A 16,540-nucleotide genomic window follows, 5' to 3' on the forward strand; every position below is an offset into this window, starting at 1 on the left:
TCGCTCCGCCCCTTTTTTTGTCCGCGGTGACGTCGGCATATCCGCCGCCCAAGCGCTAAAATCCGCCGCCTGGGCATCCACGACGAGCAAGCGTTTTGACGGCGTTCGAGCAGGGCTTCATCCTTACCCGCCATTGGCGGGACACCGCATCCGGCATCGAGATCGAGTTCTGGCTGGCAACCGGACACGGCCCGCGCCGCGTGCGGTTGCGCCCGCAGGAAGCCGTCGCGTTCATCCCGGCCGAGCAGCAGGCGCTCGCGGAACGCACGCTGGCCGGCGAGCGCGACGCCGAGCTGCGTCCGCTCGCGCTGCGCGATTTCCGGCAGCGCCCGGTCGTCGGCCTCTATTGCAAGCGCTACCGTCATCTGTCGGGACTCCAGAAGCGTCTGGCCGCCGCCGGCGTCGATGTGTACGAAGCCGACGTGCAGCCGCCCGACCGCTATGCGATGGAGCGCTTCATCACCGCGTGCGTGGCGTTTCGCGGCCAGCCCGGCCGCGACGGCACGCTGACCGGCGGCGAGCTGAAGCCCGCCACCGGTTACCGCCCCACGCTGCGCTGCGTGTCGCTCGACATCGAAACCAGCATCCACGGCGAGTTGTACTCGATCGCGCTCGAAGGCTGCGGGCAGCGCCAGGTCTACATGCTCGGCCCGCCGAACGGCGATGCAAGCAGCGACGCAGGCCCCCTCGACTTCGACCTCGACTACTGCGACAGCCGGCCCGCGATGCTTGCGCGGCTGAACGACTGGTTCGACGAGCACGATCCCGATGCGGTGATCGGCTGGAACCTCGTGCAGTTCGACCTGCGCATCCTGCATGCCCATTCCGAGCAGTACGGCATCCCGCTGAAGCTCGGGCGCGGCGGCAGCGTGCTCGACTGGCGCGCGCACGGCCAGCAGCCCGACCACTTCTTCGCGGGCGCGGCCGGCCGGCTGATCCTCGACGGCATCGACATGCTGAAATCCGCGACGTGGACCTTCCCGTCGTTCAGCCTCGAATACGTGTCGCAAGCGCTGCTCGGCGAAGGCAAGTCGATCGACAACCCGTACCAGCGGATGGACGAGATCCAGCGCCGCTTCGATCACGACAAGCCCGCGCTCGCGCGCTACAACCTGAAGGATTGCGAGCTCGTCACGCGCATCTTCGACAAGGCCGACCTGCTGTCCTTCGCGCTGGAACGCGCGAGCGTCACGGGGCTGGCTGCCGATCGCACCGGCGGCTCGGTCGCGGCGTTCACGCACCTGTACCTGCCGCGCATGCACCGGCTCGGCTATGTCGCGCCGAACCTCGGCGACGTGACGGGGCAGAACAGCCCCGGCGGCTTCGTGATGGATTCGCGGCCCGGGCTGTACGACTCGGTGCTCGTGTTCGACTACAAGAGCCTCTATCCGTCGATCATCCGCACGTTCCTGATCGATCCCGTCGGCCTGATCGAAGGGCTCGCGCATCCCGGCGACGACGCATCGGTGCCCGGTTTTCTCGGGGCGCGTTTCTCGCGCACCGCGCACTGCCTGCCCGACATCGTGCGCCGCGTGTGGGAAGGCCGCGACGACGCGAAGCGGCAGCGCAACGCGCCGCTGTCGCAGGCACTGAAGATCATCATGAATTCGTTTTACGGCGTGCTCGGCTCGACGGGTTGCCGCTTCTTCGACCCGCGCCTCGCGTCGTCGATCACGATGCGCGGCCACGAGATCATGCATCGCACGCGCAAACTGATCGAAGGTCAGGGATACGAAGTGATTTACGGCGATACCGATTCGACGTTCGTATGGCTCGGCCGCGCGCACGACGACGACGAAGCCGGCGCCAAGGGCCGCGCGCTGGTCGAACACGTGAATCGCTGGTGGCATACCCACCTGCGCGAGCAGTTCGGGCTCGACAGCGCGCTGGAACTGCAATACGAACGGCATTACCGCCGCTTCCTGATGCCGACCGTGCGCGGCGCGGAAGAAGGCAGCAAGAAGCGCTATGCGGGGCTCGCGGCGACCGCCGACGGCGGCGAGGACCTCGTGTTCAAGGGGCTCGAAACGGTGCGCACCGACTGGACGCCGCTCGCGCAGCAATTCCAGCGCGAGCTGTACCGGCGCGTGTTCAGGCGCGAGCCGTATCAGGATTTCATTCGCGACTACGTGCGGCGCACGCTGGCCGGCGAATTCGACGATCAGCTCGTCTACCGCAAGCGCGTGCGCCGGCCGCTGCGCGAATACGAGCGCAACGTGCCGCCGCACGTGCGCGCGGCGCGCATCGCCGACGAGTTCAATCATGCGCGGGGCCGGCCGCTGCAGTATCAGCGCGGCGGGTGGATCAGCTACGTGATGACGACGGCCGGCCCCGAGCCGCTCGAGACGATGCGCTCGCCGATCGACTACGCGTTCTACCTGAGCCGCCAGCTTCAGCCCGTCGCCGATGCGATCCTGCCGTTCCTGCGCGACGATTTCGAACGCGTGATCTCGGGGCAGGGGCAGTTGTTCGGCGATTGACGGCCCACGATCCGGCGCGAACACGAGAACGCCGCGGCGGCCCGCCGGGAAGCGCCCATTGCGCGCCGCCCCGCAGGCATCCGGCTAAAATACCGGCCTGCCGCGCGTCCCGCCGCGGCCGGAGGACACTCATCATGACCGCACGTCGCGGTGCCGCGGTCGCCATCGCGCCCGGCCACGAGACAGCCAGCCTGTCGAAAGCACAGCAAACGTTCAATACGCTCGTCAAGCAGATCGAGACGCGGCGCGAGCGACTCGGCGCGTGGGACGCCGTGATGCCGGCGTTCCAGAAGAAATTCGTCGACGGGTTGTTGCCGCTCGAACAGGAAGCGACGGCACTGCGCATCCGGCTGATCCATCTGCTCGACGACGCGTTCCTGCAGAAGGGCCTGAGCAAGGCCGAGCAACGCACGCTGTCCGACCTGATCGCCGACATGGCGGGTGATTTGCTGAACGTGAGCGACGACCCGGCGCTGAAGGTCATCTACAACCGGCATGCCGCGTCCGGAAACGTCGGCGCCGCCGCGGCCGATCCCGAGCCGGCGAAACCGGAACGGGAAGCCGAACCGCAATCGCAACCGCTGGACGATCTCGACACGCTGTCGCCTGACGAACTCGCAGCACGCATGCAGGCCGAACTAGACGCGCAGTTCGAGCGCGACATGGCCGCTCACGCGGCCCGCGAGGCCCAGCGCGCGAAGCGCAAGAAAGCACCGAAGCAATCGGCCGCGAAGGCGCGCATCGAAGCCGAGCGAGCCGAATCGAACAAATCGATCCGCGAGATCTATCGCAAGCTCGCGAGCGCGCTGCATCCCGATCGCGAAACCGATCCGCAGGAGCAGCAACGCAAGACCGTGCTGATGCAGCGGGTCAACCGCGCGTACGAGAAGGGCAACCTGCTGCAACTGCTCGAGCTGCAGCTGGAGATCGAACAGATCGACCGGCGCGCGATCGACGGCCTCGGCGAAGCGCGACTCACGCGCTACAACGGGATCCTCGAGGAACAACTGCGCGAGCTCGACCAGGAGATCGTGCACGTCGAGAACGACTTCCGGCGGACCTACGGCATCGCGTCGTCCACCAAGGTCGCGCCCGATACCGTGCTGCGCATGCTCGCGCGCGACATTGCCGGCATGCAGCGGAGCAACCAGGACCTGAGCGTCGCGCTGCGCGAGTTCGAGGATCCGGAACAGGTCCGGGACTGGTTGAAGGACATGAAGCGTCGGCCGGCATTGTCGCGCTTCGACGACGATTCGTATTGAGCGGCACTGAGGTATCGGCGAACGCACGCCACGCGTCACCGCCCGTCGCCGATCCCGCCCATCAGCGTCATCAACTGCTCGCGCAGCCACCGGCTCCCCTGATCCTGATCGGCGCTGCGATGCCAGTAGCAAAAGTAATCGAGCGCCGGCATCTCGAACGGCAGTTCGAGAATCCGCGCCGGATAGCGCTGCAAGAGCCGCAACGGCGCGGTCAACGCGAGATCGCCGCGCATCGCGATCAGCGGCGCGACCATGTAGTGCTGCACGCGCATCTGGATGTTGCGGCGCAGCCCGAGCCGCGTCAGTTCCGCGTCGACGTGCCCGCTACCCTTGCGGCGGCTCGACACGTGGATGTGCCCCATCGACAGGTAGTCGTCCATGGTCAGCGTGTCGCCCTTGAACGGATGATCGTCGCGGATCATGCACGCGTAGCGGTCCTGCACGAGCAGCGCCTGGTGCAGATGCGGATCGCCGATCAGCGGCGCGTCGATCGCGATGTCGACCGAGCCGTTCGCGAGCGCGGTCGCGACTTCGCGGCGGTCCATCGTATAGCTGCGCACGTGCATGCCGGGCGCATGCGCCTGCAGCAGCTCGCCGAGCGCCGGCAGCAGCAGCGCTTCGGTCAGGTCACTCATGCTCAGCCGGAACACGCGCTCCGAAGTAGCCGGATCGAACACGTCGCCTTCGTGCGCGCTCGAATCGAGCAGTTGCAGCGCCTCGCGTACGCGGCCGACGATGTTCTCGGCCATCGGCGTCGGCATCATCCCGGCCGGCGTGCTGACGAACAGCGGATCGTTCAGCGTCTTGCGCAGTCGCGCCAGCGCGTTGCTGACGGCCGGCTGCGTGAGGTTCAGCACCTCGGCCGCGCGCGTCAGGTTGCGCTTGTTGTAGATCGCCTCGAATACGACGAACAGGTTCAGATCAATCTTCGAAAGACGCATCGCCGAATCTCCTTGCCGAGATCTTACGGCGGGCGCCATTCGTTCGTCCACGTCGCGCCGCTCACCCGCGCGGCGGCGGCGTCAGGTACGGCGCGGTCGCACCGGGTTCGCCGTCCTTGATCTCCATCCGCGCGATCGCCTGCAGGTGCACCTCGTCCGGGCCGTCGGCGAAGCGCAGCGCGCGGCCCCAGGTCCACAGGTCGGCCAGCGGCGTATCGGGGCTCAGGCCCGCCGCGCCGAATACCTGCATCGCGCGGTCGCACACGTCCGTGTAGACGGTCGGCACGAGCGCCTTGATCATCGAGATTTCCTTGCGCGCCGCCTTCGCGCCGACCTTGTCGATCATCCACGCGGCCTTCAGCACCAGCAGGCGCGCCTGGTCGATCTCGATGCGCGAACGCGCGATCCATTCGCCGACGGTGCCGTGCCGGTTCAGCGGCTTGCCGAACGCGACGCGCGACTGCGCGCGGTCGACCATCAGCTCCAGCGCCAGCTCGGCCGCGCCGATCGAACGCATGCAGTGGTGGATACGACCCGGCCCGAGGCGCGCCTGCGCGAGCGCGAAGCCGCTGCCTTCCTCGCCGAGCAAGTTGCGCGCCGGCACGCGGACGTTGTCGAACGTGATCTCGCAGTGCCCCTCGGGCGCGTAGTGATTGACCACCGTGATGTTGCGCACGACCGTCACGCCCGGCGTGTCGCGCGGCACGAGGATCATGCTCTGCTGCTGGTGCGATTCCGCATCGGGATCGGTCTTGCCCATCACGATGAAGATCTTGCAGTTCGGATGCGCGGCGTTCGTGATGAACCACTTGCGGCCGTTGATCACGTACTCGTCGCCCACGCGCTCGATGCGGGTCGTGATGTTGGTCGCATCCGACGACGCGACGTCGGGCTCCGTCATCGCGAACGCCGAACGGATTTCCCCGCGCAGCAGCGGCAGCAGCCACTGTTCGCGCTGCTCGGGCGTCGCGAACATGTGCAGCAGCTCCATGTTGCCGGTATCCGGCGCGTTGCAGTTGAACACTTCCGACGCCCAGCTCACGCGCCCCATGATTTCGGCGAGCGGCGCGTATTCGAGGTTCGTCAGGCCCGTGCCGGGCTCGTCGTCCTTCAAATGCGGCAGGAAGAGGTTCCACAGCCCTTCCGCTTTCGCGCGTTCCTTCAGTTCCTCCATGAACGACACGGGATACTGGCCCGCATGCACCTCGTCGTTCCACTGACGGATGCGCGGCACGATGTGCGCGTCCATGAATGCCCGCACGCGTTCGCGCAGCGCTTCCACTTTCGGGGTGTAGCCAAAGTCCATGATCGACTCCTCGAGATTGCGTGTTTCCGTTCGTCCGGTTCAGAAGGCCGAGACGCCGCCGTCGACGGCGACGGCCTGCCCGGTCAGATAAGTGTTTTCCTTCGCGCACAGCGTCAGCATCGTCGCGACGATTTCGTCGGGCCGGCCGAGCCGCTTCATCGGCGAGCCCTGCGCGAGGAAACCCTGGCGCTCGCCGATATCGCTGTCGGTGACCATCGGCGTCGTGCTGTAGAACGGGCACACCGCGTTCACGCGGATGCCGTGGCGCGCGTATTCGAGCGCGGCCGTCTTCGTGAGCCCGACCACCGCATGTTTCGACGCCGCGTACGCGGCCAGCTTCGGCGCGCCGCCGAGGCCGGCCATCGACGCGACGTTCAGGATCACGCCTTCGCGCTGCACGAGCATCTGGCGGATCTGGTGCTTCATCCCGAAGAACACGCCCTTCGCGTTCACCGCGAAGCTCAGGTCGAGGTCGGCTTCGTCGGTGTCGATCAGCGCTTTCATCGGCGGTGCGATGCCCGCGTTGTTGATGCCGACGTCGAGCCGCCCGAAGCGCGCGACGGCTTCATGCACGAGCGCTGCGACGTCGGCTTCGATGCGCACGTCGCAGCGCTGCGCGATCACGTCGGCGCCGCCCGCGCGCAGCGGCGCGGCCACGCGTTCGAGCGCGTCGCCGTTCAGGTCGCCGAGCGCGAGCCGCGCGCCCATCGCGGCGAGTTCGCTCGCGAGCAGCGCGCCGAAGCCGCTCGCAGCGCCGGTGATCATCACGGCCTGGCCCGCGTAGCTGTCGAGTTTCATCGCGCGCTCAGATCGTCAGGCCGCCGTCGACGACGATGCATTCGCCGTTCGTATAGCTCGCCGCGGCCGACACGAGATACAGCACGGTGCCGGCCATTTCGCGCGGCTCCGCGTGGCGGCGCAGCGGGATCTTCGCCTTCCACGTCTCGTAGATGTCCTTGTCGGCGAACAGCGCGCCCGCGAACTTCGTCTTCGTGAGCCCCGGCAGCAGCGCATTCACGCGGATGCCGAGCGGCCCGCATTCCTTCGCGAACGCCTTCGTCATGTTGACGACGGCCGCCTTCGTGATCGAGTAGATGCCTTGCCGGTCGCCCGGCTGCAACGCATTCACCGACGCGGTGTTGACGATCGCGCCGCCGCCGTGCGTCTTCATCAGCTTGCCGGCTTCGACCGACATGAAGAAGTAGCCGCGGATGTTCACGTCGACGGTCTTCTCGTACGCGGCGAGATCGGTATCGAGGATGTGCCCGAAATACGGGTTCGCGGCCGCGTTGTTCACGAGGATGTCGAGGCGGCCGTGCTTGCCGCGGATGTGCTCGAACGTCGCGGCGATGTCCTCCAGCCGCCCGACGTGGCACGCCAGCGCTTCGGCGCGACCGCCCGCCGCGATGATTGCGTCCGCAACCGCCTGGCAGTCGTCGAGCTTGCGGCTCGACACGATCACGTGCGCGCCTTGCTCCGCGAGCAGCTTCGCGATTTCCTCGCCGATGCCGCGGCTCGCGCCCGTCACCAGTGCGATCTTGCCCGTCAGGTCGAACAGGTTCGTTGCCATGTTGCTGTGCTCCTCCATTGATTGTGTTGTCGTGTCGCCGCTCGACGAGCGCCGCAATCGCGACGCTTCGCAGGCGACGTCAGCGATGCGCGTCGATCACGCCGACGGCCAGCTCGGCGAGCCGGCCGGCCATTTCGCCCACGCGCAGCGCCTGCTCGCTCGATGCGTTGCCCTGCAGCGCGCGCGCCTTCACGCCCTGCGCGATCGCCGCGAGCCGGAAGAAACTGAAGGCGAGGTAGAAATGCCAGTCGCGGATCGGCGCGATGCCGCGCAGTTCGCAGTAGCGCGCGACGATCGCCGCTTCGTCGGGAATCCCGAGCGCCGCGCGATCCTGGCCCGCGAGCCCGCGCACCTGCCCGCCGGACGGCAGCCGCAGGCACATGCAGAAATACGCGAGATCGGCGAGCGGGTTGCCGAGCGTCGACAGCTCCCAGTCGAGCACGGCCTGCACGCGATAGCCGTCGCGCGCGAACATCAGGTTGTCGATCCGGAAATCGCCGTGCACGAGCGCCGGCCGGCCCGTGTCCTCGGGGCACGCTTTCGGCAGCCAGTCGATCAGCGTCTCCATCGCGTCGAGGCGCCCCGTTTCGGCCGCGCGATATTGCTTCGTCCACACGCCGATCTGCCGCTCGAAGTAGTTGCCGGGGCGGCCGTAATCGGCGAGGCCCACCGCTTCGACGTCGACGTCGTGCAGCGCGGCCATCGTCTGCAAGAGCGCGTCGTAGCAGGTCGCGCGCTCGGCCTTCGGCAGTTCCGGCAGCGCGGGATCCCAGAAGATCCGGCCATCCTCGAAACTCATCACGTAGAACAGGCTGCCGATCACGTCGCGGTCTTCGCACAGGTGATACGGACGCGCGACCGGCACCGCGGTGCGCGACAGCGCGGTGAGCACGCGGAATTCGCGGTCGACCGCGTGCGCGGATTTCAGCAGTTCGCCCGGCGGCTGGCGGCGCAGCACGTAGCGGCCGCTCTTCGCATTCAGCAGGAAAGTCGGGTTCGACTGGCCGCCGGCAAACTTCTCCGTGTCGACCGGGCCTTCGAAGCCCGGCACGTGCGTTTCCAGATAGCGCGTGAGGCGGGCTACGTCGAGTTGCTGGGAAGGGTTCGTCATCGTCGCGATCGTTCGTGGGTCAGCCGTAGGTGCGCAGCGCGTGTCGTTCGGGATCCTCCAGATGCGGGATACCGTTGAACGACGCGAGGTGGAACGCGTCGGCGTTGAAGAAAAACTGCGAAAGACTGCTGTTGCGGATCTGCAGGTTCAGCGCGATCGCGCTCGACGGCGGCGCCGCGAGCACTTGCTGCACGGTGACCGCGATCGGGCCGCCGGAGCTCACCGCCAGCACGCGCCGGCCGCCGCCTGCGCGGATCGCCGCGCGCGCGGCGGCCACGCGCTGCTGGAAATGAGCCCAGGTTTCGGGCGCCGCATCGCCTAGCTTGTCCTCGGTCCACAGTTGCAGCACCTGCCGCAGCGCGCGAAAGTGCTCCTTCATCGATCCGGCCGCGAGCCGCGCGATCTCCGGGTAGTCGCTGGCGGCTGCCGCGAACAGGCCGTGGAAATCGTATTCGTTCAGGCCGGGATGTCGGTCGACCGCGACGCCTTCGCGGCCCATCCCGCGCAGGATCGCGGCGACCGTCTGCGCATGACGGTTCATCGTGCCGCAGATCACGCGGTCGAACGTCAGGCCCTGCCGCGCGAAGTATTCGCCGAGCCAGGCGCCCTGCTGGTCGCCCGCCGCGGAAAGCCGGTCGTAGTCGTCGGTGCCGAACGACGCCTGTCCGTGCCGTACCAGAAAGAGTTCAGCCATTGCACTCGCCCGAGGAAAACCGAAGGCCCAGCATAGCGACCGGGCGGGCATTTTTGAAATTTATTTTTTGAATCATCGGGTATTCATCGTGTGAATTCAGAACATTCAAACGACGCCCTCGCGCCGCCTTTCATCGGCCACCGCGTCGCGGCACGCGAATTGCGTCAGCCCACACCGTGTCGAATAAATCCAGGAGGGATGCGATGCTCGGTACGATCCTCATCATCGTTCTGATTCTGCTGCTCATCGGAGCATTTCCTGCATGGCCGCATAGCCGAAGCTGGGGCTACTGGCCATCGGGGACCGTCGGGCTGATCGTCGTCATTGTCGTGATACTGGTGCTGCTCGGTCGGATCTGACGCTCCGGCACCGGCGAGGGGACGCGTCACAGCCGGCACGGGTGCGTGCCTTCCGCAGCCTTCGCCGTGGATTCTTTACACGACGAAGCCCGCGAAGACATGCACCCGATGCCGTCGACGCGGCCCGTTACTGGCCGCCCTCCAGACGCAACTGGAGCCTGCTCTTCACCGACGTCACGCCCGGTACCCGGCGGGCCGCATCCACTGCGGCCCGATCCTGGGACTCGTCGGTGATCTGCCCGGCCAGCGTCACGTCGCCCGTCTTCGCGTTCGCGAACACGGTGACTTGCGCATGGCCGACGCCGGGCGCTCTGACGATCGCCTGGCGAACCTTCTTCGCGAATGCACGGTCGGCCGCGCGTTCGGCCTTCTTTGCCGCGCGTGGCGACGCGGGCGCCGACGCCGCCTGCTCGGCGGGTGCGGCGGCCGTGGCGGACTGCGCATGACCGGCCAGCGGCGACAACGCAACGAAACCTGCAACGACGATTGCAAAACGGGACTTCATCGGATTCTCCTGGACAGGAACGAACGGGTACGACGAATGGGCCGGCCGTCAGGCCGTGACACCGGACAACCCACGGGCGCGGTCGCGCCCGTGCGGCGCCGTGAGCGCGTCAAGCGCACGCACGTCGGCTTTCAGCGCGGGCGACAACGTCGCACGCAGATGGTCGATGAAAGTGCGGACCTTCGCGTCCACGAAGCGGCGCGACGCATACATCGCGTACACGTCGAGCATCGTCAGCCGGTAGTCCGGCAGCACGCGCACGAGCCGCCCGCTGCGCAGGTCGTCGATCGCCGAATAGATCGCGAGCGAGCCGATGCCGAGTCCCGCACACAGCGCGATCGACAGCGCTTCCGGCGCATTCGCGTGAAACGGCGCGGCCGTTACCGCATGCGACGCGGTCTGGCCGCCGGGGCCGTGCAGCAGCCATTCGTCGTTCGCTTCCGCCGGCGTGTCGAGGCGCAGGCAGGTATGGCGCGCCAGGTCGGCGGGCACGGACGGCGCGCCGTAGCGGGCGAGGTAGGCCGGCGACGCGACCAGCACGCTGAAAGACGTGCCGCATGAATGCGCGATGCAGGCGGAGTCGGGCAGGCTCGCGGCCGTCACGACCGAGACGTCGTAGCCTTCCTCGACGAGATTGGGCATCCGTTGCGAATACGTCATCTCGATGGCGACTTCGGGAAAGCGCGCCCGATAGGCGACCGCCGACGCGGTCACGTGGCTCTGTCCGAGCCCCGGCATCGTATGCACGCGCAAGCGTCCGTACGGGCGGATCAGCGCGTTCCGGGCCTCGGCATTCGCCTGGTCGACCTCGCCCAGGATCGATTGCAGGCGCTCGAAATAGCGGCGCCCGCTGTCGGTCAGCGCGATTTTTCGGGTGGCCCGGTTCAGCAGCCGAATCTGCGCATACGCCTCCAGGCTCGCGACGGCCCGCGACACCTGCGCGGTCGCCATATCGGCCTGTTTCGCGACGGCGGTGAAGCTGCCGGCCTGCACGACGCGCACGAATGTCCGCATGTTTTCGAGCATGTCCATTTCGATTGATCGTCCGGTCCGGTGCTGCATCCATGCGACGCGCCGGCGGAGCGCGGCGGCGCATTCGATGTCGTCGATTGTCGGGCCATCCGCGCCGCGGCTTCAGCCCCCCGACCGGGGGGCTGAAGCGTCGGCCGATCATGTGGAATGCTTGGCGTTTGCATCGACGGCCGCCCGAAGCGAACGATCCGCGGCCGGCGTCGCCAGCACGATCTTGCCGATATGCCGCCCCGAATCCATCAGCTCGTGCGCCGCGCGCGCGTCGCGCAAATCGAACAGCCGATAGACCTGCGGCTTGACCGTGCCTTGCCGGATCAGCGGCCACACGGCCTCCTCGAGCTCGCGAATGATCTGCGCCTTCTCCGCGTAGGTGCGCGAGCGCAGCGTCGAGCCGATGTGCGTGAGCCGCTTCGTCAGCATCGGAAACAGGTCGAGCTCCTTCGCGGGGCCATTGATCACGCCGATCTGCACGATGCGCCCGTTCATCGCGGCCGCCGCGAAATTACGCGCGACGTAGTCGCCCGCGATGATGTCGACGACCACGTCGACACCCTTGCCGCCCGTGAAGCGCGCGACCGCGTCGACGAAATCCTCGCTGCGATAGTCGATCGCGAGATCCGCGCCGAGCCGCATGCTCGCGTCGCGCTGCGCGTCCGACCCGACGGTCGTGACGATCGCCGATGCGCCGAACGCCTTCGCCAGCATCGTCGCCGTCGTGCCGATGCCCGACGCGCCGCCGTGGATCAGCACGCTTTCGCCGGCTTTGAACCCGCCGCGCTGAAACAGATTCAGCCACACCGTCATGAAGGTTTCCGGCAGCGCCGCCGCCTCGGCCATCCCGAGGCCGTCGGGAATCGCGAGCGTGTTGCTCTCGTTCGCCACCGCGTACTCCGCGTAGCCGCCGCCGGGAATCAGCGCGCAGACACGATCGCCGACGGCGAAGCGCGTGACGTCGCGTCCGATCGCGACGACCTCGCCGGCGATCTCGAGGCCGGGAATGTCGGACGCGCCAGGCGGCGGATCGTACAGCCCCTTGCGCTGGAATACGTCGGGGCCGTTGACGCCGGCCGCGTGAATCCGGATCAGCACGTCGCCGGGGCCAGGCGCCGGTACGGCGCGGGTCGCGGGCACGAGCACGTCGGGGCCGCCGGGACGCACGATTTCGATCGCCGTCATGTGGGTGGGAAGAGCGTTCGCGTCATCAGTCACGATATGATCCTCAACGTTCGTCGATGCGCGGCCGATTCGCGGGCCATCCCCGAATCGCGGCATCGCCATGTAAGTGAAGCCAGTCTATGGGCGATGCCGCGTGCGGGCACGCAGCGAATTACCGGTCGGGGAATGCAAAAATGCATCAGTCGGGACACACGATGAACTGGGACGACGCGCGCGTCTTTCTTGCGATCCATCGCGAGCGCACGCTGCGCCGCGCGGCGCGCACGCTCGGCGTCGATCAGGCGACGGTCGGGCGGCGGCTCGCGACGCTCGAGCACATGCTCGGCGCGACGCTGTTCCTGCGCTCGTCGAAAGGCTATCTGCCCACGCCGGTCGGCGAACTGGCGCTGCGCGCCGCCGAGGCGATGGAACAGCACGCGCACGAGCTGGTGCGACTGACGCAGGGCGTCGACCGGCGGCTCGCCGGCGAGGTGAAGATCACGACGACCGACGCGCTCGCGATCGAGTTCGTGATGCCGTCGATCGCGCGGCTGCACGCGAAACATCCCGACGTCTCCGTCGCGCTGAACACGTCGACCCACATCCTGAATCTCGCGAAACGCGAAGCCGATATCGCGATCCGCACGGTGCGGCCCGAGAACCCCGATCTGGTCGCGCGCCGTCTCGCACGCTGGGACATGGGCCTGTTCGCGTCGCCCGACTATCTGCACCGGCACGGCGAGCCCGAGCGCGGCCGCGCGTTCGCGGGCCACGACCTCGCCGTCTACCAGCCGTACGTCGAGGCCAGCCGCCAGCCGACCCTCGCCGGCGAACCGATCGACGGCGGGCGCATCGTCACGCGCACGAACTCGAACCTGATGCTGCGTGCGGCGCTGCGCGCGGGCCTCGGCGTCGGCGAGATTCCCGTCCACATGGGGGAGCGCGACGGGCTCGCACGCATCTGGCCGGACCGCGTGCGCGAGTCGCCGTACGAGGTCTGGCTCGTCACGCACCGCGACCTGCGCCACACCGCACGGATCCGCGCGGCGATCGACGAGATCGTGGCCGCGTTCGCCGCGCACGGCTGACGCGGGCGGCGCCGCGTCAGCCGGTCATTCGTCGTCGCGTCGCACCCGTGACGCATCGAGCGCCAGCCCGCTGCGCACCGCCTGGATGCGCGACGTCACGTTGAGCTTCTCGAAGATGTTCTTCAGGTGCCACTTGATCGTCTCCGGCGCGACGCGCAGCGCGCGGGCGATTTCCTTGTTCGACAGGCCGCGCGCGACGTAGTCGAGAATCTCGACTTCACGTGCGCTGAGGTTGCCGGGCGCACCCTGCCGCGCGGCCGGCGCCCCGCTCGATGCCCGCTGCGCGTCGAACGCACGGGCCAGATCGCGCAGATACCACGCGCCGACTGCCGGAAAGCGGTCGGCACGCTTCTGTACGCGCGCCAGCAGACGCTCGGCCGCCGCCCCTTCGTCGACGAAGGTTCGGACGAGCCCGTTGCCCTGGCCGTATTCGAGCGCACGCGCCAACGCCGCGAGCGCCGCGCTTTCGTCGCCCGCCTGATCGAGCGCGATCGCATGCAACGCGGCGGCCTGCGCCGCGAACCAGTCGAATCCGCGCGCGGCCAGCACCGCATGTACGGTCGCCATGCACTGCGCGGCTTCGTTCGCGCGCGCATCGGCAAGCAGCAGCCTTGCCTGCGCGGATTGCGCCATCTGCCACGTCTCGACGTGGCTCGACGCTTCGTCCGGCGGCACGGGCGACACCAGCGACGCCAGCGCGCGCCCCACACGATGGGCCTGTGTCGGCTGGCCGGCGGCGAGATGCAGCCGGATGCCGGTCGCCATGCATGCGACGCGCAACCGCAGCCATTGCCGGCTGCATGCGATGTGATCGGCTTCGTCGAGTATGTCGTGCGCGCGCGCGTCGTTCCCCGACCGGAATTGCAGCAGCGCGGCAGTCTGCATGAACCTCAGCAACGGCCCGAGCGAACAAGCCTGCATCGCGATGTCGAAGCGGTCGGCCTGGGCGTCGCGCACCTTCGCCCAGTCGTTCCATTCGTAATAGATCGCCGACAGGTAGCCGGCCGACAGCACCGTCGCCGCCGACAGGCGCCCCGCCGAGCGTTCGGCGGCCCGCAGTGCCGTCTCGAACGTCTTCGACGCGTCGTGCAGCCGCCCGGCGACGAACTCGGCCAGGCCCGCCATGTTCTGGCGGTACACGTTCGCGTAAAGCGGCTCGTGCCCCGACCCCGCGTGCTCCGCGCGCGCGCCGAGATCCAGCACGTCGCCGAGGCGGCCCGCGTAGCCCAGCCCGAAGATCAGCGTCGTCTGCCCGATCTGCTCGACCCAGGAACCGGCCGGCGGTGCGGCCGCCAGCACGCGCTCGCCGAGCTGCAGCGATTCGATGCTGCGATCCGACAGCCCGGCGATCAGCGCGCGCACGGCCAGCAGTTCGGTCGCCGTGACGGCATCGGTATCGAGCCGCCCGATCTCGATGTCGGCTTCCAGCGCTTCCAGCGCGCGCCGCGCATCGACGATCTGCATCGACAGCGCGAGCGCCCACGTATGCGCGATCCGCAGCCGCAGGCGGCCCGTCAGCGCCTGCGCGGGCAGGCGCGACACCCAGTCGAGCACGGTACGCACGTCGCTCGACGCGATGAGCTTCATCGCGCACGCCTCGACCCAGCCGGCGGCCGCGTCGAAGTCGCCGGCCGCGAGCGCGTGCCTGACCGCGTCCGGCCATTGCCGCTCGGCCGCGTACCACGCGCTCGCGCGGCGATGCAGCGCGGCCACCGCGCCGGGCTCCCGCAGCGCCAGCTCCTCCCGCAGGTAGTGCAGGAACAGCGCGTGATAACGGTAGCGCTGGCGGTCGCCGTCGATCGACCGGATGAAGAGGTTGTGCGCGCTCAGCCATTCGAGGCAGTCGAGCGCATCGTCGCGACCGGTCAGCGCATCGCACAGCGCCGGCGTCATCCGGTCGAGCACCGCCGTATGCAGCAGGAAGTGGCGGATCGCGTCCGGCACCTGCGTCATCACGTTCTCGTTCATGTACGCGGCGATGCCGGCACGCGCGCGGCCGACCTGTTCGGCCACGCGCGCCGCGTCGCTGTCGTCGTGCAGCGCCAGGGCCGCCAGTTGCAGGCCCGACACCCAGCCTTCGGTCGCCGCGCGAAGGCGCCCGACGTTTTCCGCATTGAGCGGCTTGCCGGCCACCCGCTCGAAGAATGCGCGCGTCTCCGCGTCGTCGAAGCGCAGGTCGTTCTCGTCCACCCGCACCAGCTCGTCGCGCGACTCGAAATAGCTGAGCGGCAACGCGGGCACCGAGCGGCACGACAGCACGACATGCAGGTTCGACGGCGCGTAGCGCAGCAGATCGAACATCGCGTCGTGGATGACCGGCGACGCGAGGCGATCGAAGTCGTCGAGCATCAGGAACAGGTCGACGCCCGCGCTGTCCAGTTCGTTGAGCAGTTCGTCGAATACGGTCTTCAGCGGAATCAGCGCGCGATCGCGCAACAACTGCCGCGCGCGGGCGCCGACGCCGCCGGTCGCGTCGACGATCGCGGCGACCACGTATGACGCGAAGATCGACGCGTTGTCGTCGTCCTGGTCGAGACTCACCCACGCGACTTTCACGCCCGACGCCACCAGTGCCTGGCGCCACTCCGCCAGCAGCGTGGTCTTGCCGTAACCGGCCGGCGCGCTCACGAGCGTCAGCCGACGGTCGAGGCCACGCCCGAGCCGCCCGAGCCGCGCGATGCGCGCCACGATCCCGCGGGCCGACGCCGGCGCCAGCTTCGTGCGCACCAGCACTTCGATCGCATCGGTGTCCGGCGGGCGGGCCGGTTGTCTGCTGTCCGTCGGCGCCATGCTGCTCCTGTTCTCCTCGCGCTGATCGCGTGTCCGCCGGCACCGCGAGCGAAGCCGTCGACCGGGCCCAGTCTCGCCGTGCGCCGCAAACAGCATAACGATTCGGCGCCGGCCGTCAAAAGTAGGTGATGTCCGTACCGGCGTGTGCGCACGCAGCGCATATCGGCCGCGACATGGGACCCGCATTGTTCTCGAACCGGCGCGCGCTGTTCAGCCCCCCATTCGGGGGGTATCTGGAGGCGAGGAA

The 16,540-nt window shown here is 68.2% G+C and carries 14 protein-coding genes; 4 read left to right on the forward strand and 10 right to left on the reverse strand.

From position 1 onward, the window contains the following. Positions 1-95 precede the first annotated feature (95 nt). Both C5F75_RS30545 and C5F75_RS30550 read left to right on the forward strand, forming a co-directional pair. A complete protein-coding gene (locus tag C5F75_RS30545) occupies positions 96-2,480 on the forward strand; it encodes a DNA polymerase II (protein WP_104013207.1) in 2,385 nt (794 codons plus the stop codon). Positions 2,481-2,614: 134 nt separating this feature from the next. Next, positions 2,615-3,742 carry a J domain-containing protein gene (locus tag C5F75_RS30550; RefSeq protein ID WP_104013208.1) on the forward strand — a complete coding sequence of 376 codons (1,128 nt, stop codon included), beginning with the start codon at positions 2,615-2,617 and terminating at the stop codon, positions 3,740-3,742. Positions 3,743-3,777: 35 nt separating this feature from the next. Here C5F75_RS30550 and C5F75_RS30555 read toward each other — a convergent pair whose 3' ends face one another. The 6 genes from C5F75_RS30555 to C5F75_RS30580 all read right to left on the reverse strand — a co-directional run bounded on the left by C5F75_RS30555 (position 3,778) and on the right by C5F75_RS30580 (position 9,364). Then, positions 3,778-4,683, reverse strand: a complete 906-nt coding sequence (locus tag C5F75_RS30555) for a LysR family transcriptional regulator (protein WP_059574758.1) — start codon at positions 4,681-4,683, stop codon at positions 3,778-3,780. Positions 4,684-4,744: 61 nt separating this feature from the next. Then, positions 4,745-5,989: an acyl-CoA dehydrogenase family protein gene (locus tag C5F75_RS30560; RefSeq protein ID WP_059574760.1), complete on the reverse strand. Its 1,245-nt coding sequence runs from the start codon at positions 5,987-5,989 to the stop codon at positions 4,745-4,747. 39 nt (positions 5,990-6,028) lie between these two features. Then, positions 6,029-6,787: an SDR family NAD(P)-dependent oxidoreductase gene (locus C5F75_RS30565; RefSeq protein ID WP_104013209.1), complete on the reverse strand. Its 759-nt coding sequence runs from the start codon at positions 6,785-6,787 to the stop codon at positions 6,029-6,031. Between the two features lie 7 nt (positions 6,788-6,794). Beyond that, positions 6,795-7,559 (reverse strand): SDR family oxidoreductase, encoded by a 765-nt coding sequence (locus C5F75_RS30570; protein ID WP_104013210.1) that lies wholly within the window; start codon positions 7,557-7,559, stop codon positions 6,795-6,797. 79 nt (positions 7,560-7,638) lie between these two features. Continuing rightward, entirely contained in the window at positions 7,639-8,670 is a 1,032-nt protein-coding gene (locus C5F75_RS30575; protein ID WP_104013211.1) for a phosphotransferase, read from the reverse strand. Between the two features lie 19 nt (positions 8,671-8,689). After that, positions 8,690-9,364, reverse strand: a complete 675-nt coding sequence (locus C5F75_RS30580) for a histidine phosphatase family protein (RefSeq protein WP_059574768.1) — start codon at positions 9,362-9,364, stop codon at positions 8,690-8,692. A 203-nt stretch (positions 9,365-9,567) separates the two neighbouring features. Between C5F75_RS30580 and C5F75_RS30585 the strand changes: the two genes are divergently transcribed. Continuing rightward, positions 9,568-9,723: a DUF3309 family protein gene (locus C5F75_RS30585; RefSeq protein WP_006483086.1), complete on the forward strand. Its 156-nt coding sequence runs from the start codon at positions 9,568-9,570 to the stop codon at positions 9,721-9,723. Positions 9,724-9,850: 127 nt separating this feature from the next. Here C5F75_RS30585 and C5F75_RS30590 read toward each other — a convergent pair whose 3' ends face one another. The 3 genes from C5F75_RS30590 to C5F75_RS30600 form a co-directional block, all read right to left on the reverse strand. Continuing rightward, positions 9,851-10,228, reverse strand: a complete 378-nt coding sequence (locus tag C5F75_RS30590) for a BON domain-containing protein (RefSeq protein ID WP_099318171.1) — start codon at positions 10,226-10,228, stop codon at positions 9,851-9,853. Between the two features lie 48 nt (positions 10,229-10,276). Continuing rightward, positions 10,277-11,260, reverse strand: a complete 984-nt coding sequence (locus tag C5F75_RS30595; protein ID WP_104013212.1) for a LysR family transcriptional regulator — start codon at positions 11,258-11,260, stop codon at positions 10,277-10,279. A 138-nt stretch (positions 11,261-11,398) separates the two neighbouring features. Continuing rightward, positions 11,399-12,538, reverse strand: a complete 1,140-nt coding sequence (locus tag C5F75_RS30600; RefSeq protein WP_181035497.1) for an NAD(P)H-quinone oxidoreductase — start codon at positions 12,536-12,538, stop codon at positions 11,399-11,401. 92 nt (positions 12,539-12,630) lie between these two features. Here C5F75_RS30600 and C5F75_RS30605 point away from each other — a divergent pair, with 92 nt between their 5' ends. Further along, positions 12,631-13,503 (forward strand): LysR family transcriptional regulator, encoded by an 873-nt coding sequence (locus C5F75_RS30605; protein ID WP_059574811.1) that lies wholly within the window; start codon positions 12,631-12,633, stop codon positions 13,501-13,503. 24 nt (positions 13,504-13,527) lie between these two features. Here the strand turns inward: C5F75_RS30605 and C5F75_RS30610 are convergent, their stop codons facing one another. After that, positions 13,528-16,293, reverse strand: a complete 2,766-nt coding sequence (locus C5F75_RS30610) for a LuxR C-terminal-related transcriptional regulator (RefSeq protein ID WP_104013214.1) — start codon at positions 16,291-16,293, stop codon at positions 13,528-13,530. Positions 16,294-16,540: the final 247 nt, after the last annotated feature.

Origin of the sequence: Burkholderia anthinoferrum (assembly GCF_002925705.1) — a bacterium.
Taxonomy (GTDB): domain Bacteria; phylum Pseudomonadota; class Gammaproteobacteria; order Burkholderiales; family Burkholderiaceae; genus Burkholderia; species Burkholderia semiarida.

Coding starts and splice junctions, on each gene's coding strand:
- C5F75_RS30605 (WP_059574811.1), top strand. CDS start 12,631: ATGAACTGGGACGACGCGCGCGTCTTTCTTGCGATCCATCGCGAGCGC.
- C5F75_RS30590 (WP_099318171.1), bottom strand. CDS start 10,228: ATGAAGTCCCGTTTTGCAATCGTCGTTGCAGGTTTCGTTGCGTTGTCG.
- C5F75_RS30595 (WP_104013212.1), bottom strand. CDS start 11,260: ATGGACATGCTCGAAAACATGCGGACATTCGTGCGCGTCGTGCAGGCC.
- C5F75_RS30610 (WP_104013214.1), bottom strand. CDS start 16,293: ATGGCGCCGACGGACAGCAGACAACCGGCCCGCCCGCCGGACACCGAT.
- C5F75_RS30585 (WP_006483086.1), top strand. CDS start 9,568: ATGCTCGGTACGATCCTCATCATCGTTCTGATTCTGCTGCTCATCGGA.
- C5F75_RS30600 (WP_181035497.1), bottom strand. CDS start 12,538: ATGGCGATGCCGCGATTCGGGGATGGCCCGCGAATCGGCCGCGCATCG.
- C5F75_RS30550 (WP_104013208.1), top strand. CDS start 2,615: ATGACCGCACGTCGCGGTGCCGCGGTCGCCATCGCGCCCGGCCACGAG.
- C5F75_RS30560 (WP_059574760.1), bottom strand. CDS start 5,989: ATGGACTTTGGCTACACCCCGAAAGTGGAAGCGCTGCGCGAACGCGTG.
- C5F75_RS30580 (WP_059574768.1), bottom strand. CDS start 9,364: ATGGCTGAACTCTTTCTGGTACGGCACGGACAGGCGTCGTTCGGCACC.
- C5F75_RS30565 (WP_104013209.1), bottom strand. CDS start 6,787: ATGAAACTCGACAGCTACGCGGGCCAGGCCGTGATGATCACCGGCGCT.
- C5F75_RS30570 (WP_104013210.1), bottom strand. CDS start 7,559: ATGGCAACGAACCTGTTCGACCTGACGGGCAAGATCGCACTGGTGACG.
- C5F75_RS30555 (WP_059574758.1), bottom strand. CDS start 4,683: ATGCGTCTTTCGAAGATTGATCTGAACCTGTTCGTCGTATTCGAGGCG.
- C5F75_RS30575 (WP_104013211.1), bottom strand. CDS start 8,670: ATGACGAACCCTTCCCAGCAACTCGACGTAGCCCGCCTCACGCGCTAT.